31 protein-coding genes are annotated in these 18,939 nt (G+C 65.2%); 29 read left to right on the top strand and 2 right to left on the bottom strand.

Annotation, left to right across the window (positions count from 1 at the left end):
* Positions 1-8: 8 nt before the first annotated feature.
* The 28 genes from ACNSN4_RS10200 (at position 9) to ACNSN4_RS10065 (ending at position 15,799) form a co-directional block, all read left to right on the top strand.
* Positions 9-323, top strand: a complete 315-nt coding sequence (locus ACNSN4_RS10200; protein ID WP_418285708.1) for a hypothetical protein — start codon at positions 9-11, stop codon at positions 321-323.
* A 206-nt stretch (positions 324-529) separates the two neighbouring features.
* A complete protein-coding gene (locus ACNSN4_RS10195; protein WP_418285707.1) occupies positions 530-1,396 on the top strand; it encodes a putative RNA uridine N3 methyltransferase in 867 nt (288 codons plus the stop codon).
* Positions 1,397-1,400: 4 nt separating this feature from the next.
* Complete coding sequence (locus ACNSN4_RS10190; RefSeq protein WP_418285706.1) at positions 1,401-2,417, top strand: 50S ribosomal protein L3; 1,017 nt, start codon at positions 1,401-1,403, stop codon at positions 2,415-2,417.
* A gap of 3 nt (positions 2,418-2,420) precedes the next feature.
* The gene (gene rpl4p / locus ACNSN4_RS10185; RefSeq protein ID WP_418285705.1) at positions 2,421-3,167 is read left to right on the top strand and encodes a 50S ribosomal protein L4; all 747 of its coding nucleotides are present in this window, start codon (positions 2,421-2,423) and stop codon (positions 3,165-3,167) included.
* Positions 3,164-3,418: a 50S ribosomal protein L23 gene (locus ACNSN4_RS10180; protein WP_418285704.1), complete on the top strand. Its 255-nt coding sequence runs from the start codon at positions 3,164-3,166 to the stop codon at positions 3,416-3,418. The genes rpl4p and ACNSN4_RS10180 overlap by 4 nt, the downstream gene beginning before the upstream one ends.
* A gap of 1 nt (position 3,419) precedes the next feature.
* Complete coding sequence (locus ACNSN4_RS10175) at positions 3,420-4,142, top strand: 50S ribosomal protein L2 (protein WP_418285703.1); 723 nt, start codon at positions 3,420-3,422, stop codon at positions 4,140-4,142.
* Positions 4,139-4,564 carry a 30S ribosomal protein S19 gene (locus ACNSN4_RS10170; protein WP_418285702.1) on the top strand — a complete coding sequence of 142 codons (426 nt, stop codon included), beginning with the start codon at positions 4,139-4,141 and terminating at the stop codon, positions 4,562-4,564. Before ACNSN4_RS10175 ends, ACNSN4_RS10170 begins: the two co-directional genes overlap by 4 nt.
* A gap of 3 nt (positions 4,565-4,567) precedes the next feature.
* Complete coding sequence (locus ACNSN4_RS10165) at positions 4,568-5,032, top strand: 50S ribosomal protein L22 (RefSeq protein WP_418285701.1); 465 nt, start codon at positions 4,568-4,570, stop codon at positions 5,030-5,032.
* Positions 5,032-5,976 (top strand): 30S ribosomal protein S3, encoded by a 945-nt coding sequence (locus tag ACNSN4_RS10160; protein WP_418285700.1) that lies wholly within the window; start codon positions 5,032-5,034, stop codon positions 5,974-5,976. The genes ACNSN4_RS10165 and ACNSN4_RS10160 overlap by 1 nt, the downstream gene beginning before the upstream one ends.
* Before the next feature lies 1 nt (position 5,977).
* Positions 5,978-6,190 (top strand): 50S ribosomal protein L29, encoded by a 213-nt coding sequence (gene rpmC, locus ACNSN4_RS10155; RefSeq protein ID WP_123620224.1) that lies wholly within the window; start codon positions 5,978-5,980, stop codon positions 6,188-6,190.
* Positions 6,191-6,193: 3 nt separating this feature from the next.
* A complete protein-coding gene (locus ACNSN4_RS10150; RefSeq protein ID WP_418285699.1) occupies positions 6,194-6,652 on the top strand; it encodes a ribonuclease P protein component 1 in 459 nt (152 codons plus the stop codon).
* Positions 6,643-6,987 (top strand): 30S ribosomal protein S17, encoded by a 345-nt coding sequence (locus ACNSN4_RS10145; RefSeq protein WP_008001361.1) that lies wholly within the window; start codon positions 6,643-6,645, stop codon positions 6,985-6,987. The genes ACNSN4_RS10150 and ACNSN4_RS10145 overlap by 10 nt, the downstream gene beginning before the upstream one ends.
* Positions 6,987-7,385, top strand: a complete 399-nt coding sequence (locus tag ACNSN4_RS10140) for a 50S ribosomal protein L14 (RefSeq protein WP_418285698.1) — start codon at positions 6,987-6,989, stop codon at positions 7,383-7,385. Before ACNSN4_RS10145 ends, ACNSN4_RS10140 begins: the two co-directional genes overlap by 1 nt.
* A gap of 2 nt (positions 7,386-7,387) precedes the next feature.
* Positions 7,388-7,744, top strand: coding sequence for a 50S ribosomal protein L24 (gene rplX, locus ACNSN4_RS10135; RefSeq protein WP_418285697.1), 357 nt, complete (start codon positions 7,388-7,390; stop codon positions 7,742-7,744).
* Positions 7,741-8,481, top strand: a complete 741-nt coding sequence (locus tag ACNSN4_RS10130) for a 30S ribosomal protein S4e (protein ID WP_418285696.1) — start codon at positions 7,741-7,743, stop codon at positions 8,479-8,481. The genes rplX and ACNSN4_RS10130 overlap by 4 nt, the downstream gene beginning before the upstream one ends.
* The gene (locus tag ACNSN4_RS10125) at positions 8,474-8,998 is read left to right on the top strand and encodes a 50S ribosomal protein L5 (protein ID WP_418285695.1); all 525 of its coding nucleotides are present in this window, start codon (positions 8,474-8,476) and stop codon (positions 8,996-8,998) included. The genes ACNSN4_RS10130 and ACNSN4_RS10125 overlap by 8 nt, the downstream gene beginning before the upstream one ends.
* Positions 8,995-9,168: a 30S ribosomal protein S14 gene (locus tag ACNSN4_RS10120; protein WP_004597423.1), complete on the top strand. Its 174-nt coding sequence runs from the start codon at positions 8,995-8,997 to the stop codon at positions 9,166-9,168. The genes ACNSN4_RS10125 and ACNSN4_RS10120 overlap by 4 nt, the downstream gene beginning before the upstream one ends.
* A 2-nt stretch (positions 9,169-9,170) precedes the next feature.
* Positions 9,171-9,563, top strand: coding sequence for a 30S ribosomal protein S8 (locus ACNSN4_RS10115; RefSeq protein ID WP_418285694.1), 393 nt, complete (start codon positions 9,171-9,173; stop codon positions 9,561-9,563).
* Between the two features lie 2 nt (positions 9,564-9,565).
* Complete coding sequence (locus ACNSN4_RS10110; RefSeq protein WP_418285693.1) at positions 9,566-10,099, top strand: 50S ribosomal protein L6; 534 nt, start codon at positions 9,566-9,568, stop codon at positions 10,097-10,099.
* Positions 10,100-10,102: 3 nt separating this feature from the next.
* Positions 10,103-10,822, top strand: a complete 720-nt coding sequence (locus ACNSN4_RS10105) for a 50S ribosomal protein L32e (RefSeq protein WP_418285692.1) — start codon at positions 10,103-10,105, stop codon at positions 10,820-10,822.
* Positions 10,815-11,276 (top strand): 50S ribosomal protein L19e, encoded by a 462-nt coding sequence (locus ACNSN4_RS10100; protein ID WP_418285691.1) that lies wholly within the window; start codon positions 10,815-10,817, stop codon positions 11,274-11,276. The genes ACNSN4_RS10105 and ACNSN4_RS10100 overlap by 8 nt, the downstream gene beginning before the upstream one ends.
* Entirely contained in the window at positions 11,276-11,833 is a 558-nt protein-coding gene (locus ACNSN4_RS10095; protein WP_418285690.1) for a 50S ribosomal protein L18, read from the top strand. The genes ACNSN4_RS10100 and ACNSN4_RS10095 overlap by 1 nt, the downstream gene beginning before the upstream one ends.
* The gene (locus ACNSN4_RS10090) at positions 11,826-12,473 is read left to right on the top strand and encodes a 30S ribosomal protein S5 (protein ID WP_418285689.1); all 648 of its coding nucleotides are present in this window, start codon (positions 11,826-11,828) and stop codon (positions 12,471-12,473) included. The genes ACNSN4_RS10095 and ACNSN4_RS10090 overlap by 8 nt, the downstream gene beginning before the upstream one ends.
* On the top strand, positions 12,473-12,937 hold the full coding sequence (locus ACNSN4_RS10085) for a 50S ribosomal protein L30 (protein WP_418285688.1): 465 nt from the start codon (positions 12,473-12,475) through the stop codon (positions 12,935-12,937). Before ACNSN4_RS10090 ends, ACNSN4_RS10085 begins: the two co-directional genes overlap by 1 nt.
* Positions 12,934-13,428, top strand: coding sequence for an uL15m family ribosomal protein (locus ACNSN4_RS10080; RefSeq protein ID WP_418285687.1), 495 nt, complete (start codon positions 12,934-12,936; stop codon positions 13,426-13,428). The genes ACNSN4_RS10085 and ACNSN4_RS10080 overlap by 4 nt, the downstream gene beginning before the upstream one ends.
* A 2-nt stretch (positions 13,429-13,430) precedes the next feature.
* Positions 13,431-14,906 carry a preprotein translocase subunit SecY gene (secY, locus tag ACNSN4_RS10075; RefSeq protein WP_418285686.1) on the top strand — a complete coding sequence of 492 codons (1,476 nt, stop codon included), beginning with the start codon at positions 13,431-13,433 and terminating at the stop codon, positions 14,904-14,906.
* A 342-nt stretch (positions 14,907-15,248) separates the two neighbouring features.
* The gene (locus tag ACNSN4_RS10070; protein ID WP_006114452.1) at positions 15,249-15,401 is read left to right on the top strand and encodes a hypothetical protein; all 153 of its coding nucleotides are present in this window, start codon (positions 15,249-15,251) and stop codon (positions 15,399-15,401) included.
* On the top strand, positions 15,398-15,799 hold the full coding sequence (locus ACNSN4_RS10065; RefSeq protein WP_418285685.1) for a type II toxin-antitoxin system VapC family toxin: 402 nt from the start codon (positions 15,398-15,400) through the stop codon (positions 15,797-15,799). Before ACNSN4_RS10070 ends, ACNSN4_RS10065 begins: the two co-directional genes overlap by 4 nt.
* 187 nt (positions 15,800-15,986) lie before the next feature.
* Here the strand turns inward: ACNSN4_RS10065 and ACNSN4_RS10060 are convergent, their stop codons facing one another.
* Both ACNSN4_RS10060 and ACNSN4_RS10055 read right to left on the bottom strand, forming a co-directional pair.
* On the bottom strand, positions 15,987-16,502 hold the full coding sequence (locus ACNSN4_RS10060) for a macro domain-containing protein (RefSeq protein WP_418285684.1): 516 nt from the start codon (positions 16,500-16,502) through the stop codon (positions 15,987-15,989).
* 79 nt (positions 16,503-16,581) lie between these two features.
* The gene (locus ACNSN4_RS10055) at positions 16,582-17,478 is read right to left on the bottom strand and encodes a hypothetical protein (RefSeq protein WP_418285683.1); all 897 of its coding nucleotides are present in this window, start codon (positions 17,476-17,478) and stop codon (positions 16,582-16,584) included.
* Between the two features lie 326 nt (positions 17,479-17,804).
* Here ACNSN4_RS10055 and ACNSN4_RS10050 point away from each other — a divergent pair, with 326 nt between their 5' ends.
* On the top strand, positions 17,805-18,935 hold the full coding sequence (locus ACNSN4_RS10050) for a tRNA (guanine(26)-N(2))-dimethyltransferase (RefSeq protein ID WP_418285682.1): 1,131 nt from the start codon (positions 17,805-17,807) through the stop codon (positions 18,933-18,935).
* Positions 18,936-18,939: the final 4 nt, after the last annotated feature.

Here is an 18,939-nt window from a genome sequence, read left to right as displayed (position 1 = left end):
ATCGTGTCATGGTCGAGGCTGATGTCTCCGAGCTCGAGGGTGAGCGACTCAGGTACAACGACGACACGTGGGAGCTTACCGGTACGATCGAGGTGAAACGGAACGGGGAGCTGATCGAAGCGAGAGCGAGGAAACCGGAGCGAGTTCGTGGATCCGGCGGGCGTCTCACGTTCGTGCTGGACAGTCCGCCTGCATCGCTCAATCCCGGTAATCTCGGTGCGTTCAGCTGTGAGCTCACGGAGACTGAGGACGGATACGGGCTCACGATCACCCGGGACGGACGAACGGACCGGTACGGTCTGAAGAAGATGACGTACGAGTGAGGTGGCCGGAACGTCGCTCGCGTACCGCTCGCTCTTCGAAGAAAGTGAAGACCGGTGCTCGTCGCTACGCTCGTACTCAAACGTACTGGCACGCGTTCGAAGACGAAAATCGCCGTCAGGGCCCGTGTGAACGCGGCACAGGCCGGAAACGGGACCGCTATCCTTTTAGGCCGTCGTCCGAAATCGATTGGTACAGTCTCGCCACGATGCGTACCGAAGATGGACTCACGATCTGTGTGCCGTCTTCGGTTGTCCGAGAAGCCGAAGATGATCGCGAGGCAACTCGCAAAATCGGTTACATCGCCCGTGCTGCGGCGGTGTTTCGGGCAGATCGACTGGTCGTCTTCCCAGACGCGGAAGGCGAACGGCGACGGGACGGCGAGTACGTCCGAACTGTACTGGGGTACGCTGCGACGCCTCCGGATCTCCGAAAGGACCTCTGGGGCGAACGCGACGAACTCCGGTACGTCGGCGTGCTCCCGCCGCTCCGCGTGCCGTGGCGGACCGGCTCGACCCCGAACGGGGAAGAGTCGAAAACACAGGGACTCGTGACCGAGGTCGGACCTGAAGGCCGCGTCCGGGTCAATTCCCCGCTGCGGGAACACCCGATCTCCCTGCTCGTTCCCTCCGGAATGGAGGTCGAGCAGGGGGAGCGCGTTACCATCAGGGTCTCTTCGAGAGAACCGGTTCGCGCCCGCATCACCGGAAAGCCGGAGGTCGGCTTCCAGGTCGTGGCCGCGGACCTATCGGAAGCGCTCGCCGGCGACGGACTGGCCGTCGCGACGTCGCGACACGGAGAAGAACTCTCCGTCTCGCGGCTCGGCGACCTCGTCTCGGACGCGCGGGAGGCCGGCGGATACACCGTCGCCTTCGGCGCGCCCGAGCGGGGGCTTCCGGAAATGCTCGGGCTTTCGCCCGAGGACGTCCGGGCGGCCGTTGCCGACGGCCGCCGAGTCGAACCCGATCCGGGGTTCGACCTCTGGCTGAACACGATCCCGGCACAGGGCAGCGGGGTAGTCCGAACGGAGGAGGCTCTGTTCGCGACCCTCGGCTCGCTCACACTCACGGAGTAAACACATGCCACAACCAAGCCGACCACGAAAAGGCTCGCTGGGCTACGGCCCACGCACCCGCGCCGACAGCGAGGTGCCGCGCATCCGATCGTGGCCAGACGACGACGGAGCCCCCGCACTGCAGGGGTTCGCCGGCTACAAGGCCGGAATGACGCACGTCGTTATGGTCAACGACGAGGCAAACTCGCCGCGTGAAGGAATGGAAACGTCCGTTCCCGTCACGGTCGTCGAGACGCCGCCGATGTACGCGGTGGCCCTGCGTGCCTACGAACAGACGCCGTACGGAATGAAGCCGGTCGAAGAGGTCTGGGCGACCGAGTTCCACGACGAACTCGATCGCGCGCTCGACCTCCCGGCGGAAGACACCTTCGAGGAGGACGCCGACGAACTGCGCGCGTTGCTCGACGACGACGTCGTCGACGACGTCCGCGTCATCACGCACACGGCTCCCTCGGAGCTCTCGAACGTGCCCAAAAAGAAGCCCGACGTCATGGAGACCCGAGTCGGCGGCGGCTCCCTCGCGGAGCGCGTCGACTTCGGTCTCGACCTCGTCTCGGAGGGCGGCGCCCACGAGTTCGGCGACGTCTTCCGCGCGGGGCAGTACACCGACGTCTCGGGCATCACGAAGGGGAAAGGGACGCAGGGTCCCGTCAAGCGCTGGGGCGTGCAGAAGCGGAAGGGCAAACACGCCCGCCAGGGATGGCGGCGCCGGATCGGCAACCTCGGTCCGTGGAACCCCTCCCGCGTTCGCTCCACCGTTCCCCAGCAGGGGCAGACCGGGTACCACCAGCGCACCGAGCTCAACAAGCGCCTCATCGACTTCGGCGAGGGCGACGACGCCTCCGTCGACGGCGGATTCGTCAACTACGGCGAGGTCGACGGCGACTACGCGCTTATCAAGGGCTCGCTGCCGGGGCCGGACAAGCGCCTGCTTCGGTTCCGCCCGGCCATCCGGCCGAACGACCAGCCGCGCCTCGATCCCGAGGTCCGGTACGTATCCACCGCATCCAACCAGGGATAATTCATGAACGCAACAGTACACGACCTGGACGGCGGGGACGCGGGCAGCATCGAGCTGCCGGCGATCTTCGAAACCGCGTTCCGACCGGACCTCATCGGTCGGGCGGTCTCCGCCGCACAGGCTAACCGGAAACAGGCCTACGGTGCCGACGAGTTCGCCGGACTGCGAACCCCCGCGGAGTCGTTCGGCTCCGGACGCGGGCTCGCTCACGTCCCGCGCTCCGAGAACGTCGCCCGCCGCGTCCCGCACGCCGTGTCGGGTCGCCGCGCGCACCCGCCGAAGGCCGAGAAGGACCAGACGAAGAAACTGAACGACAAGGAACGACAGCTCGCCGTCCGGTCGGCCATCGCGGCCACCGCCGACGCCGAGGTTGTCGCCGAGCGCGGTCACGCGTTCGACGAGGCCCTCGACCTGCCGCTCGTCGTGAGCGACGAGTTCGAGAACCTCGAAAAGACGCAGGAGGCCCTGAGCGTTCTCGAAGCCGTCGGCATCGACGCCGACATCGAGCGCGCCGAGGAGGGTCGCTCCGTCCGGGCGGGCCAGGGGAAGGCCCGCGGCCGCAAGTACAGCCAGCCGAAGTCGGTGCTCATCGTCACCAGCAACGAGCCGTCCCGCGCCGCCCGCAACCTCGCGGGCGTCGACGTCGCGACCGCGAGAGAGGTCAACGCGGAAGACCTCGCGCCGGGCGCGCACCCGGGCCGACTCACGCTGTGGACCGAGAGCGCCGTCGAGGAGGTGGCAGACCGATGAACTCGATCATCGAACACCCGCTCGTCACCGAGCAGGCGATGAACGAGATGGACTTCAAGAACAAGCTGCTGTTCTTGGTCGACATCGACGCCACGAAACCCGAGATTCGCGACGAAGTCCAGGACCGCTACGACGTGGTCGTCGACGACGTCAACACGCAGGTGACCTCGAAAGGCAAGAAGAAGGCTGTCGTCACGCTGTCGGCGGACGACGACGCGACTGAGATCGCTTCGCGCATCGGGGTGTTCTGATATGGGACGACGAATTCAAGGACAACGGCGCGGACGCGGCGGCCCGACGTTCCGGGCCCCCTCGCACCGTTACAAGGCGGAACTGTCGCACAAGAAGCTCGAAGACGTGGACACGATCTCCGGCGAAATCGTCGGGATCGAACACGACCCCGCTCGCTCGGCTCCGCTCGCGGAGATCGAGTTCGAGGACGACGACCGTCGGCTCGTGCTCGCGCCGGAAGGCGTGCGCGTGGGCGACACGATTCAGGTCGGCGTCTCGGCGGAGATCAAGCCCGGGAACACGCTCCCGCTGGCGGAGATCCCCGAGGGCGTTCCGGTCTGTAACGTCGAGAGTAACCGCGGTGACGGTGGGAAGTTCGCGCGCGCATCCGGCGTGTCCGCGACGCTTCTCACCCACGACCGCGACGTCGCGGTCGTGCAGCTTCCCAGCGGGGAAGTCAAGCGGCTCGACCCGCAGTGCCGCGCCACGATCGGCGTGGTCGCCGGCGGCGGTCGAACGGAGAAGCCGTTCGTCAAGGCCGGTAACAAGTACCACAAGATGAAGTCGCGCGGGACCAAGTACCCGCGCGTCCGCGGCGTCGCGATGAACGCCGTCGACCACCCCTTCGGTGGCGGTGGTCGCCAACACCCCGGCCAGCCGAAGTCGGTCTCGCGGGACGCCCCGCCGGGACGGAAGGTCGGTGACATCGCATCCAAGCGCACCGGACGAGGTGGCAACAAATGAGTTCCAACTACCGAACCGGCCGTGAGGGCAAAGAGTTCGCCTACCGCGGTCACTCGCTCGACGAGCTGCAGGAGATGGACGTCGAAGACGTCGCGGAACTGCTCCCCGCACGCCTGCGGAGAAGCATCGTTCGCGGACTGACCACCGAACAGCAGAAGCTGCTCGAAAAGGTCCGTGCACGCGACAACGAGACGACGGCCGACGATCCGATTCGGACGCACCTGCGTGACATGCCGATTCTGCCGGAGTTCGTCGGCGTCACGTTCTCCGTGTACAACGGACACAGCTTCGAGCGTGTCCAAGTCGAGCCCCAGATGATCGGGCATTACCTCGGTGAGTTCCACCTCACCCGAAGCACCGTCGAACACGGTCAGGCCGGAATCGGCGCGACCCGGTCCTCGAAGTTCGTGCCCCTCAAGTAATCCATGGGAATCAACTACAGCGTCGAGGCCGACCCGGACACCACCGCCAAGGGGATGCTCCGCGACCGGCCCATCAGCGTGAAGGACAGCAAAGAGATCTCCCGGGAGATCAAAGGCGAAACGGTCGCCGACGCCGAGGAGTATCTGCAGGCCGTCATCGACGAGGAGACGTCGGTGCCGATGCGCCAGCACAGCGCCGGCGCGGGTCACCGCTCCGACATAGACGGCTGGGACGCGGGTCGCTACCCGGCGAAGGCCTCGAAGGACTTCCTCAAGCTCCTGGAGAACGTCAAGAACAACGCGACCGAACAGGGCTTCGACGGCGACGAGATGGTCATCAAACACGTCGCTCCCCACAAGGTCGGCGAACGACCGGGACGGAACCCGCGAGCCGCGGGCGCCACTCAGTGGAACACCACGCTCGTCGACGTCGAACTCATCATCGAGGACCCGGAGGCTGACGAATAATGGCTGACGAACACCAATTCATCGAGGACGGCCTTCGCCGTTCACAGATCAACGAGTTCTTCGCGGACGAGCTCGGCCGAGCCGGCTACGGCGGCATGGACGTCGCCAAGACGCCGATGGGCACGCAGATCGTCCTGAAGGCCGAAAAGCCCGGGATGGTCATCGGGAAGGGCGGAAAGAACATCCGGAAGATCACCTCGGAGCTCGAGGACCGCTTCGGGATGGACGACCCCCAGATCGACGTTCAGGAGGTCGACGAGCCCGACCTGAACGCGCAGATCGTCGCGGACCGTCTCGCGAACGCCTTAGAGCGTGGCTGGTACTTCCGGAAGGCCGGTCACACGACGATCGACCGGATCATGGACGCCGGCGCCCTCGGCGCCGAGATCGTCCTCTCCGGAAAGGTCACCGGCGCGCGCTCGCGTGTCGAGAAGTTCAACCGCGGCTACATCAAGCACAACGGCCAACCCGCCCAAGAAGTGGTCGACCACGGACAGGGCGTCGCCGTGATGAAGCTCGGGACGATCGGCGTCAACGTGAAGATCATCCCGCCGGGAGCGAAGCTCCCCGACGACTTCGACATCCGAGAGGACGCCGAGGTCCCGGAGGTCGAGCAGGCCGCGGCCGGCGCAGCCGCCGACGAGGGCGTCGAGTCGCTGCTCGAAGACGAGCCTGACGAAGTCCCCGATGTCGGCGCGGACGACGATGTCGACGTTCCGGACGAAGACCCCGCCGACGTCATCGACGAGGAAATCGTCGAAGAGGTCGTCGAGGAATCGCAGGACACGGCCGAGGAGGCGACGGACGTCGCCCCCGAAGAGCCGGTCGGCGACGAGGACGTCGACGCCGACGAACTGGACGATCTCGACGAAGAGATCGAATCCGAGGCCGCCGACCTCGTCGCGGAGATGGAGGCGGCGGACGACGAGGAGGAGGACGAGTAATATGGCCATCCTCTACACCGACGAGATCCGCGACATGACCGCCGCAGAGCGGCAGGTCGAACTCGAGGAGCTCGAAACGGAACTGCTGAACTCGAAGGCGCAGCGGGCCGCCGGCGGAATGCCGGAGAGCCCCGGTCGCGTCAACGAGCTGAAGAAGACGATCGCCCGGATCAAGACGATTCAGGCGGAAGAAGGCGACTTCGACGACGAATAACGAATGATAGCTCCCGACCAACTCGTACGGCACGAACTCGTCGGCCTCCCGGTTCGGGTGGTCGACGCCGCCAGCGACGCCCACGTGGGTATCGCCGGCCGCGTGCTGTCCGAGACGTTCGGCACCCTCGTGGTCCGAACGGGGTCGGGAGACAAACGCGTGCCCAAGTCGGGCGCGACGTTCGAGTTCGGCCTCGTCGACGTTCCAACCGCACGCACAGATGAAGCCGCCGACGACGGCCAGTCGTCGGGGTCCGCGTCCCAACTCGGGTCGGATACTACGGGGGTACGCCCCCGTCAGTCTGGCCCGTCCGGGTCCACACGCGTCGTCACCGGTGACGACGTGGGCCCGGCGAGCCATTACGGCGAGTGCAAAGACGTGGGCTACGTAACGGTGGATGGCGATCGGTTGCAGCATCGGCCCGCCGAACGCACCGAACGAGGTGTCACACAATGGCGATAGGAATCGACGTACCCACGCCTCCGGAGCCAGACAACCCGGAGGATTACGACTACGAGAAGTGCCCGTTTTACGGGCAGCTCTCCGTCCGCGGCCAGACCCGTGAGGGAACGGTCGTCTCGACGGATATGGAAAAGACCGTCATCGTCGAGCGAGAATACGACGTCTTCGTACCGAAATACGATCGGTACATGAAGCGTCGGTCGCGCATCCCGGCACACGTGCCGGGCGTGCTCGACTCGCTCGAAGTCGGTGACGAAGTGAAAATCGCGGAGACGCGACCGCTCTCGAAGACGAAGTCCCACGTCGTCGTCGAGAACCTGTCGGGTGATCAGTGATGGAGGCCCTCAAGGCCGACGTCACGCAGGGGCTCTCGAAGGGCTCGCTCATCACGTGCGCCGACAACACCGGCGCTCGTGAGCTGAAGGTGATCTCGGTTGCCGGCTACTCCGGCACCAAGAACCGCCACCCCAAGGCAGGTATCGGCGACAAGGTGACCGTCTCGGTCACGAAAGGGACTCCGGAGATGCGGCGGCAGGTGCTGGAGGCGGTCGTCGTCCGCCAGCGCAAGTCGATCCGCCGTCCGAACGGCACGCGTGTCCGGTTCGAGGACAACGCGGCCGTCATCATCGACGATCTCGACGAGCCGCGGGGCACGGAGATCAAAGGCCCCGTCGCCCGCGAGGTCGCCGAACGCTTCGGGAGCATCGCCTCGACCGCGACGATGATCGTCTAATCATGACGAAACAGCCACGCAAACAGCGAAAACGGTCGGAGACCGCGCCGCTTCACGAGCGGCAGAACCAGGTTCGGGCCACCCTCTCGGACGACCTCCGTGAGGAGTACGGACACCGGAACGTCCGCGTCAACGCCGGCGACACCGTCGAGGTGCTTCGCGGCGACGCGGCCGGAACGGAGGCCGAGGTCGTCTCGGTCGACCTGTCCGAAGAGCGAATCACCGTCGAGGACGTCACCGTCGAGAAGGCGGACGGGGAAGAGGTTCCGCGTCCGCTTCCGGCGAGTAACGTCCGGGTGATCGAGCTCGACCTGGAAGATGACCGCCGAGAGGCGCGGCTCCAGGAGGATAACGAATGACGCGACATCAGAAGCGACTGGCAGTACCGAACTCCTGGCCGGTCGAGCGAAAGACGAACACGTTCACCGTCAAGGCCGGCGCAGGCCCGCACGGTGAGGCGGGCGTTCCGCTCGTCGTCCTGCTGCGGGACGTGCTCGGCTACGTCGACTCGACGAAGGAGGCGCGCTACGCGCTGAACAACGACTCGGTCCTCGTCAACGGGGACGCCATCTCGGACGAGCAGCGTCCGATCGGGATGTTCGACATCCTGGCGTTCCCCGAGCGCGGCGAGTTCTTCCGTGTGTTCCCCGACGAGGGCGGTCGGCTCGCGCTGACCTCCGTCGACGAGGACGCCGCGGGCAGCCGGCTCGGCAAGATCACGAACAAGGCGGTCGTTCCCGGTGGAGACGTGCAGCTCACGCTCCACGACGGGACGAACGTCCGTGTCGACGCCGACACCGAGTACGACACCAAAGACTCGATCGTCATCGACAACGAGTCGAAAGACGTCGTCGCCCACTTCGAATACGAAGAGGGCGCGCTCGTCACCGCCGTCGCCGGCCAGCACGCTGGCCGCATCGGCGACGTTGACGACATCGACGTGACGCTCGGGTCCGGCTCCAACACCGTGTCCGTCGCCGACGACGGCGACGGCTACGAGACCGTCGAGGAGTACCTCGTCGTCATCGACGAGAACTTCGCCGGCGATGAGGACGCCGCGGCCGACGCCGACGAGGCGGGTGATTCGGATGAGTGAATCCGAGAGCGTCGCACACGAGATGCGCGAGCCGACCTTAGAGAAGGTCGTCGTGCACATGGGCGTCGGGCAGGGCGGTGAGCCGCTCGCCGACGCCGAGGAGATCATCGAGGAGATCACGGGCCAGCAGTCGGTCCGGACCACCTCGAAGCGCACTATCGCCGAGTTCGGGATCCGCAAGGGCGACCCGATCGGCGTCAAGGTGACGCTGCGCGACGAGGACGCACACGCGTTCCTCCAGACCGCGCTGGATATCGTCGACGTCTCGCAGAGCCAGTTCGACGACACGGGTAACCTGAGCTTCGGGGTCGAAGACCACACCGACTTCCCGAGCCAGGAGTACAACCCGAACATCGGTATCTACGGGCTCGACGTGACGACGACGATCGTCCGCCCCGGCTACCGCGTGTCGAAGCGACACAAAGCGACCGCCTCGATCCCGGACAACCACCGGATGACCGCCGAGGACGCTGCCGCGTTCCTCGAAACGAACTTCGACGTTGAGGTAACGGAATGAGCGAAGCGAACAACGACACGGGCGAGCACGCGGCGAAACGCACCGACTCCCGGCACACGTGCCGGCGGTGCGACCGCGAGCAGGGGCTTGTCGGCAAGTACGACATCAACCTCTGCCGGCAGTGTTTCCGCGAAGTCGCCCGAGACATGGGATTTGAGAAGTACAGCTGATCATGACAGGAAACGATCCATTCACCAACGCCCTCGCCGGCATGGACAACGCCGAGAGCGTTGGCCACCTGTCGTACACGGTTGAGCCCGCCTCCAACATCATCGGCTCCGTCCTCGAGGTCCTCTACGACCGCGGGTACGTCGACGGCTTCGAGTACGTCGACGACGGGAAAGCCGGGAAGTTCGAGGTCGAACTAAAAGGCGCGATCAACGAATGTGGCGCCGTCAAGCCCCGCTACTCCGCGGGCGCAGACGAGTTCGAAAAGTGGGAGAAGCGGTTCCTCCCGGCCCGTGACTACGGGACGCTCATCGTCACGACGAGCCACGGCGTCATGAGCCACTACGAGGCCCGCGAACAGGGTATCGGTGGCCAAGTGATCGCATACGTCTACTAACAATGAACAGAGTCGAAATTGACATTCCGGACGACGTCTCCGCCGAGACCGACCACCTCGAACTCACCGTCGAGGGTCCCAACGGGAGCGTTACGCGACGCCTCTGGTACCCCGACGTCGAGGTCACGGTCGAAGACGGTGTCGTCGCTATCGCCTCCGAGAACGAGGACGCGAAGACGAACGCCACGGTTGGCACCTTCGAGAGCCACGTCTCCAACATGATCCACGGCGTCACCGAGGGATGGGAGTACACGATGGAAGTGTACTACGCCCACTTCCCGATGCAGGTGACCGTGGAGGGTGACGAGGTCGTCATCGAGAACTTCCTCGGCGAGCGCGCACAGCGACGCACCCCGGTCCGCGGGGACACGGACGTACAGATCGACGGCGAGACGGTCACCCTCTCGGGCTCCGATAAGGAGGCCGTCGGGCAGACCGCCGCCGACATCGAACAACTGACGAAGGTGACCGACAAGGACACGCGCGTCTTCCAAGACGGCGTGTACATTGTCGAGAAGCCCACCGGAGGTGCCTAACCAATGGCCGAAGAACTCGAAGACATCAGCGGTGTCGGTCCCTCGAAGGCAGACGCCCTTCGCGCGGCCGGCTACGAGACGGTCGAAGACGTGAAGGCGGCCTCCCAGTCGGAACTCTCTGAGGTCGACGGCGTCGGCAACGCGCTCGCCGCGCGTATCAAAGCCGATGTCGGCGGTCTGGAGGTCGACGAGGAGGCGGACGCGGCAATCGAAGACGAGACGGACGAGGAGGCCGAGGCCGACGACGAGGAAGCCGACGCCGACGAGGACGTCGAGACGGAGCTTCGCCCCCGCGGGCACGCCGACAAGACGCCGGAACTGGACGACGAGACCGCTCGCGCGCTCGCACAGAAGCACCGCGAGGGGAAACCGCAGTTCAACCGGCAGGACTACCACAAGAAGAAGCGCATCCCGACGTCGTGGCGTAAGCCGCGCGGCGGGCTCTCCAAGCAGCGCCGCCGGATGAAAGCGAAGGGTCCCGTCGTTCAGGCGGGCTTCCGCTCCCCGAAGGCGTCTCGCGACCTGCACCCGAGCGGCTTCGAGGAGGTCCGTGTGCACAACACGGACGACCTCGAGGGCGTCGACGGGGACACGCAGGCGGTGCGGATCGGCGGCTCCGTCGGTGGTCGCAAGCGCGAACTGATCGAAGACGAGGCGGAGGAGCGCGAGATTCGCGTGCTGAACCCGACCTACGTCGAAGTGGAGGTCGACAACGATGAGTGACCTGAAAGCACAGAAGCGACTCGCGGCGGACGAACTGGACGTCGGCAAGGGCCGCGTCTGGCTCGACCCCGACGGACAAGAAGCGATCGAGGACGCGATCACCCGAGAGGACATTCGCGAACTCATCGATCAGGGAACGATCCGCGCGAAGGACGCGAAGACGAACTCCCGCGGTCGGGCCCGCGAGCGCGCCGAGAAGCGCTCGTACGGTCACAAGTCCGGTGCCGGTACCCGCAAGGGGCGATCCGGTGCTCGGCAGAACACGAAAGACGACTGGAAGGCGCGCATCCGCGCACAGCGGGCTCGCCTGAAGGAACTCCGCGACGAGAAGGACGTGCTCGACGCCAGCGAATACCGCACGCTCTACAACAAGGCGAGCGGTGGCGAGTTCGAGGACGTCGCCCGGCTGGAGGCGTACATCCAGACGCAGTACGGTTACGAGGTGACGAACTAATGGCGACAGGACCACGATACAAGGTGCCGATGCGGCGCCGCCGTGAGGTCCGGACTGACTACCACCAGAGGTTGCGCCTGCTGAAATCGGGCAAGCCTCGCCTGGTCGCCCGGGTGAGCAACGCTCACGTCAGGGCGCAGCTGGTCACTCCCGGATCCGACGGTGACGAGACCCACGCGGCCGCCTCCAGCGAGGACCTCGCGGAGTACGGCTGGGACGCCCCCACGGGCAACCTTCCCAGCGCGTACCTCACGGGATACCTCGCGGGCGCCCGCGCCGTCGACGCCGGCCTCGATGAGGCCGTCCTCGACATCGGGCTCAACACGGCGACGCCCGGCAACAAGACGTTCGCAGTACAGGAAGGAGCGATCGACGCCGGCCTCGAAATCCCGCACAACGACGACGTGCTGGCCGACTGGTCGCGTACGCGTGGCGAGCACATCGCCGCGTACGCCGAGCAGCTCGACGAGCCGCTGTACAGCGGCGATTTCGACGCGGCCGACTTACCCGAGCACTTCGACGACGTGCTCACCACGATCCAGGAGGACCATGAGTAGACATAACGACGGCTGGGAACCGCGGACGCGACTCGGCCGCAAGGTACAGGACGGCGACATCTCGTCGATGGAACAGGCGCTCGACTCCGGTCTCCCGCTGAAGGAGGCGGAGATCGTCGACCAGCTCCTCCCGGGGCTCGAAGACGAAGTGCTGGACATCAACATGGTCCAGCGGATGACCGACTCCGGTCGCCGCGTGAAGTTCCGCTGTGTGGTCGCCGTGGGCAACCGCGACGGCTACCTCGGCTACGCGCAGGCGCGAGACGACCAAGTCGGCGGCGCGATCCAGAAAGCGATCGACGTGGCGAAGCTGAACATCATCAAGGTCGACCGCGGCTCGGGCTCGTGGGAAGATCAGCCCGGCGGCACGAACTCCCTGACTCGAACGGCGACGGGGAAGGCCGGCTCCGTCACCGTCGAGATCAAGCCCGCCCCGCAGGGGCTCGGTCTCGCGGCCGCGGAGACGGTCCGCAACATCTTGGAGCTCGCCGGCGTGCAGGACGCCTGGACGAACTCCGACGGCAACACCCGAACGACGGTGAACCTCGCGAAGGCGACGTTCAACGCCTTAGAGAACGCCGCGCAGTCGCGTACGCCGCAGCACGCGCGTGAAGTCCACTACGACGAGGTGAGCGAGTGATGCAAGCGATCGTGCAGCTCCGCGGTGACGTCAACCTGGAGTACGGCGTCGAGGACACCCTCGACATGCTGAACGTCGGGCGCGTCAACCACGCGACGTTCGTCCCCGAGACGGACTCGTATCGCGGCATGATAACCAAGGTCAACGACGTCGTCGCGTTCGGTGAGCCGAGCGTCGGCGCCGTCGCGACCACCATCGCTCGTCGCGGCGAGCCCCTCGAGGGCTCCGCCGATATCGACGACGAGTGGATCGACGACAACACCGACTACGCCGACCTGGAGGCGCTGGCCGAGGCGCTCGTCGCGGAAGAGACGACCCTGCGTGAGCAGGGTCTCTCCCCGACGCTGCGACTCCACGCGCCTCGCGGTGGTCACGAGGGGATCAAGCACCCAGTGATCGAGGGCGGCGAGCTCGGGAAACACACGACCGAGGAGATCGACAGTCTCCTGGAGGCAATGCGATGACGAGCAAGAAACGTCGACAGCGCGGATCTCGAACGCACGGCGGCGGAACGCACAAGAACCGGCGCGGCGCCGGTCACCGCGGCGGTCGCGGTGCCGCAGGTCGCTCGAAACACGAGTTCCACAACTACGGACCGCTCGGCAAGTACGGCTTCAAGCGGCCCGAGGACGCCCAGACGGAAGTCCTCGAGGTCAAAGTCCAGAAGCTCGACGAGGACGCGGCGCTGTACGCCGCTGAGGGCCTCGCCGAGGAAGACGGCGACGCGTACGTCGTCGACGCGCGCGACGTCGTCGACGACGGCTACGACGCCGATGTCGTGAAGGTGCTCGGCGGCGGACAAGTCCGCCACGAGCTCCGCGTCACGGCCGACGCGTTCACTGCCGGTGCGGTCGAACTGATCGAGGAGTCCGGCGGCGAGGCGACGCTCTCCGAGCGCGCCGAGGAAGCCGACGACGCGGAAACCACTTCGGACGACGAACCTAACGAGGCGTAACGATGAGTTGGAAGGAGGTCGCCGAACCGGTCCTCACGCGAATGCCCGTCGTGGAACGACCCGCGGGTCACGTTCCGTTCAAGCGGAAGCTCACGTGGACGGCCGGGATCTTGATCGTCTACTTCTTCTTGACCAACATCAACCCGTTCGGGTTGGCGGCAGGGGGAACGGACTTCTTCGGACAGTTCCGCTCGATCCTCGCCGGGGAGTCCGGCTCGCTGCTGCAGGTCGGCATCGGGCCGATCGTCACGGCGTCGATCGTCTTGCAGCTGCTCGGCGGCGCGAACCTGCTCGGCCTCGACACGAACGACCCGCGTGACCAGGTCCTGTATCAGGGGCTCCAGAAGCTGCTGGTGATCATCGTCACCGCGCTGACGGCCGCTCCGATGGTGTTCACCGGCGAGTTCCTTCCAGCCGATCCGGCCGTCGCGCAGGCGCTCGGGATCGGTCAGTTCGGCGTCGAGCTGCTGATCTTCGCGCAGGTGTTCGTCGGCGGCGTCCTCATCCTGTTCATGGACGAAATCGTGAGCAAGTGGGGCGTCGGCTCCGGCGTCGGCCTGTTCATCATCGCCGCCGTGAGCCAGCAGATCGTCGGCGGGTTCTTCAGCTTCTCCGCGCTCGGTGCACCCGGGTTCTTCGCGAGCTGGTACGGGCTCATCTTCGGCGACGTGCCGGTGTCGCTCTCGCCGTTCACGGCGGAGGGGCTCCAGAACCTCCTGTTCGAGCCGGGGAACATCCTCGCGCTGTTCACCACCGTGTTCATCTTCGGGATCGTCGTGTACGCGGAGTCGGTCCGCGTCGAGATCCCGCTGTCGCACGCTCGGGTGAAGGGCGCACGCGGACGCTTCCCGGTGAAGCTCATCTACGCGTCAGTCCTACCGATGATCCTCGTTCGCGCACTGCAGGCGAACATCCAGTTCCTCGGGCAGATCCTCTCCTCGCAGTGGGCGGGAATGCCCGCGTGGCTCGGTGTCTACAGCGAACAGGGGCAACCCATCTCCGGGTTCTTCTACTACCTGAACCCGATCCAGGCGCGGACCGAGTGGATGTGGTTCCTCGGAGAAATCCCGGCCTCGGTCGAGCCGTGGATGATCACCGTCCGGCTCATCGTCGACCTGACCTTCATGGTTATCGGCGGTGCGATCTTCGCCATCTTCTGGGTCGAGACGACCGGGATGGGGCCGGAGGCGACCGCGAAGCAGATCCAGGACTCCGGGATGCAGATCCCCGGATTCCGGCGGAATCCGCAGGTCGTCGAGAAGGTCATGGAGCGGTACATTCCGCAGGTGACCGTCATCGGCGGTGCCCTCGTCGGGCTGCTCGCCGTGCTCGCGAACCTGCTCGGCACTATCGGACAGGTCTCCGGAACCGGGTTGCTGCTCGCGGTCTCCATCACGTACAAGCTGTACGAGGAGATCGCCGAGGAGCAGCTGATGGAGATGCATCCGATGATGCGCCAGATGTTCGGCAACGAGTAACGAACATCCACACTTCTTTACATTTTTTCTGCCCCTGAGCGACCGCGTCGTACTCAGTTCCCCTTACCTGGGGTGTGGTCACTGTGACCGACGCGGACAATTTTTCGGACAGTTCGATGAGGTCGAGGCAGTCACTGACGATCAGACCGACTCAATCCATCGTCGGTTGAGCAGACGGAGGCCGACAGTCTCCGGACGAGTGCGGGCTACGAGGTTGAGGTACGGGCTGATGACCTCCGAGGAGTCCCGCCACCGACTGTATGATCACCCGGCCGTTCATCCTCTCATCACGGACACCGGGACCACCAGTAGTCTTTTGCGAGTTGGTGGGTAAGGTCGGGTATGAGTCTCACTTCGGACGACTTCGAGGAGTTCGTTTCCTCGGACCCCGATGATGACGAGACGGTCCCGCTCGGACAGGCACTTTCAGAGCTGGGACTCGATGTCGAGGTTGACTCCGTCGAAGCCGTTCGTGACGTCCGCGAACGGTTATGAGAGTACTCCTCGACACGAACGTTCTCGTCGCAGCCGTTACTCGGGATACCGATCGGTCTGACGAAGCAATCGAACTGCTTGATCAAATCGACGATCCGCTTGTTTCGGTTCTCAGTCTCATGGAACTGCGGAGTGTTCTGAGCAAAAAGAAACGGTTCGAACGGGATCGAATCGATGCCATCGAGAACCGAGTTACCGCTCGTATGACCGTGACTTTTCCTGACGCCTCCGATATGATGGCAGCGAACCGCCTCCAATCGGAAACGCTGTTGTACCCCATGGACGCGATGATCCTCTCGGCAGCTGACGCTGCCGACGCACCCCTCGTCTCGTTTGATTCCGAACTGGTCGAGCACGGTGCGGAACTCCCTCGACAATTGCTTGATGAGGACGTGTGAATCGGGACATCGCCAGCACGCGAAGGACGTGACCCCCGCTTGATGTCCATGTTGCTCGACCGATCTCGTATGGTGTTCGTAAATTAAATACAGCCAACTACTCATGCGCCAGGTGTTCGGGAACGAGTAACTGGCATCGCCACCGAGATGCACTGTTTTTGACGGTGTCTGCGGTGGCACCGGCTATTTATTCGCCCGTCGAGCGGACCCGCTCCGCGATCGCTTGCACCGCGCGATACTCGGACTCGGTGTACGCGATCACCCGAACGTCGACCAGCGTCCGCGGTTCGTACCCGTGGATCTCCTCGCAGACGCACTGCGCGCCGGTTTCGAAGTCGAGTCCGGCAGCGCCGGTGCCGAGCACGGGAACGACGAGCGACTCGCACTCGCGTTCGTCGGCTGCGGCGAGCGCGTTCCGCGTCGCGCGCCGAACGCTGTCGGCGGTCGCGCGGCCGTCCCCGTAGTGCGGCATCGCGGCCGCGTGGATCACGTACTCGGCGTCGAGGTCGTACGCGTCGGTCACCGCGACACCGCCGAGGTCGATTGGTCCATTGCTCATCGCTTCCTCGTTGATCGGTCCGTTCGCGGCGCGACGGAGCGCCCCCGCGACGCCGCTACCCATTCGGAGGCTGGTCCCGGCGGCGTTTACGAGTGCGTCCGCCTCCTGCTCGGCGATGTCGCCATGGATGATCTCAAACTCCATGGGGAGGACACGTTCGGGACGGGAAATATGCGTTTGGCCAACACACGTCTGTGCAGGTCAGTTCAGGCCGACACGCCGCCTACGTGTTCTTCGACTTGTCGTCCGCCCCGTCGTCGCTGACCTTCTCGTCGACCTTCTCGTCGACAGTTTCCTCGACTTTCTCGTCGACAGTTTCCTCGACTTTCTCGTCGACAGTTTCCTCGACTTTCTCGTCGACAGTTTCCTCAACTTTCTCGTCGACAGTTTCCTCGACCGTCTTCTCGACGGTTTCACCGACTGTCTCCTCAACGGTTTCCTCAACTTTCTCGCCGACGGTTTCCTCGACCGTCTTTTCCACGGTTTCACCGACTGTCTCCTCAACGGTTTCCTCAACTTTCTCGCCGACGGTTTCCTCGACCGTCTTTTCCACGGTTTCGCCGACGGTTTCTTCAACCTTCTCGCCGACGGTTTCTTCGACCGTCTTTTCCACGGTTTCACCGACGGTCTCCTCAACGGTTTCCTCAACCTTCTCGCCGACAGTCTCGTCGACGGTCTTCTCGACAGTTTCGCCGACCGTCTTTTCGACTTCCTTACTGACCGTATCGCCGACGGTCTTCTCGACGGTTTCGCCGACGGTCTTTTCCACTTCCTTGCTGACCGTATCGCCGACGGTTTTCTCGACGGTTTCGCCGACGGTTTTCTCGACCTCTTTGCTAACCGTGTCACCGACGCTCTTTTCCACCTCTTTGTTGACGGTTTCGCCGACGCTCTTTTCCACTTCTTTCCCGACCTGATCCGCGACTTCCCGCGTCATCCAGTCGGGATCGAACCGCGACATCTTCCAGACGACGTGGACGACGTAGGACGCGAACACGCCGACACCGAACGCGATCCCAATATCGTTCACCTCCAGCGTCGCGATGAGCACGATAGACAGCGCGATCAACGCCCCGTACGCGAGGTCGGTGAGCGCGTCGACTCGGACGGGGCTTACCATCCCCGGCCCCCCTCCGAAGGTCCGGCGTGCTCCTCCGAAGATTCAGCGTGTCTATCCGGGCTCGACGCGACCCCGTCTGGTCGTGGTGTGTGCGGCTCCGTCCGACTCCGTCCCGCGGGAGACGCCGTCGTCCCGTCGCGGGGTATCGCAGTTCGGAGGCAGGTGTCCCCGGTGACGGCTCGTGTAGAATACATCGGCATACGTATCCTATCCGCGCTAGCGGGCTAAAAGCCCCGCTTTGCTCGGGCCGAGCGCGGCGGCCGCGAGCTACCCCCTGACGGTCCGCAGAGCGCGGCCCTTTTGTGCCGGATGGGCGAAGCCGAGGTATGGATATCGAGGAGGGCGGTGTCACCGTCTCCGTGCCGGAGACCCGCGACGGAGCGAGCGAGGGCACCGGCGGTGGGGTATTTTTCAACCCCACACAGGAACTCAACCGCGACGTCACCGTCGCGGTGTTGCGCGCGTATCGGGAGCGGGAACCGCGCGCGGCCTCGTACCTCGACGCGATGGCGGCCTCCGGAATTCGCGGCGTTCGCGCCGCCGCCGAAGGGTACGACGCTACCTGCGCTGACATCGATCCCGACGCCGTCGCGCTCGCCGCGGAGAACCTCGACGCGAACGGTCTCGACGGGGAGGCGGTCCACCGCAACGTCAACGCCCTACTGTACGAGAACGTGTTCGACGTGGTCGATCTCGACCCGTACGGGACGCCGATCCCCTTCGCGGACGCCGCGCTCGCGAACGCGCGGAACCTCGTCTGTGTCACCGCGACCGACACCGCACCCCTCTGCGGTGCACACCTCAACAGCGGGATCCGAAAGTACGGGGCCGTCCCGCGCAACACCGACTACCACCCGGAGATGGGACTCCGAACCCTGATTTCCGCGCTCGTCCGGACTGCGGCGCGGTACGACAAGGCCGCTCGACCGATCGTCTCGCACGTGTCGCGACACTACGCGCGTACCTACCTCGAACTCGAGTCAGGCGCGCAGGCGGCGGACGGCTGCATCGACCGGCTGGGATACGTGGACCACTGCGAGGACTGCCTTTGGCGCGAGCCGACGCGGGGACTGATCGCGGACCCGGCCGAACGGTGTCCGATCTGCGGCGGCGAACGCGTGCTCACCGCCGGCCCGCTCTGGCTCGGCCCAGTCGCCGACGCGGACTTCACCCGTGCCGTCCGCGATCGCGTCACCGACGACATGGGCGAGGCGAAGCGCGCCCGGAAGCTCCTCGGCACGGTCGCCCGCGAGCTCGACACCCCAACCCACTACGACCAACACCGGCTGTACAAGCAGTGGGGGGAACCCGCAATCGGCATGGACGCGTTCGTCGATCGCCTGCGCGCGGCCGGGTACGAGGCGAGCCGCGCCCACTATCGCGGGACCGCGGTCAAAAGTACCGCCTCGATCCCCGAGATGCGCTCGGCTGTACTCGGCGACGACGGCGTCGAGTAGCGCC

This window comes from Halorubrum marinum, from assembly GCF_048381195.1.
Taxonomy (GTDB): domain Archaea; phylum Halobacteriota; class Halobacteria; order Halobacteriales; family Haloferacaceae; genus Halorubrum.
Note: the sequence above shows the minus strand (reverse complement) of the source record. Positions and strands in the feature narration are given on the sequence as shown.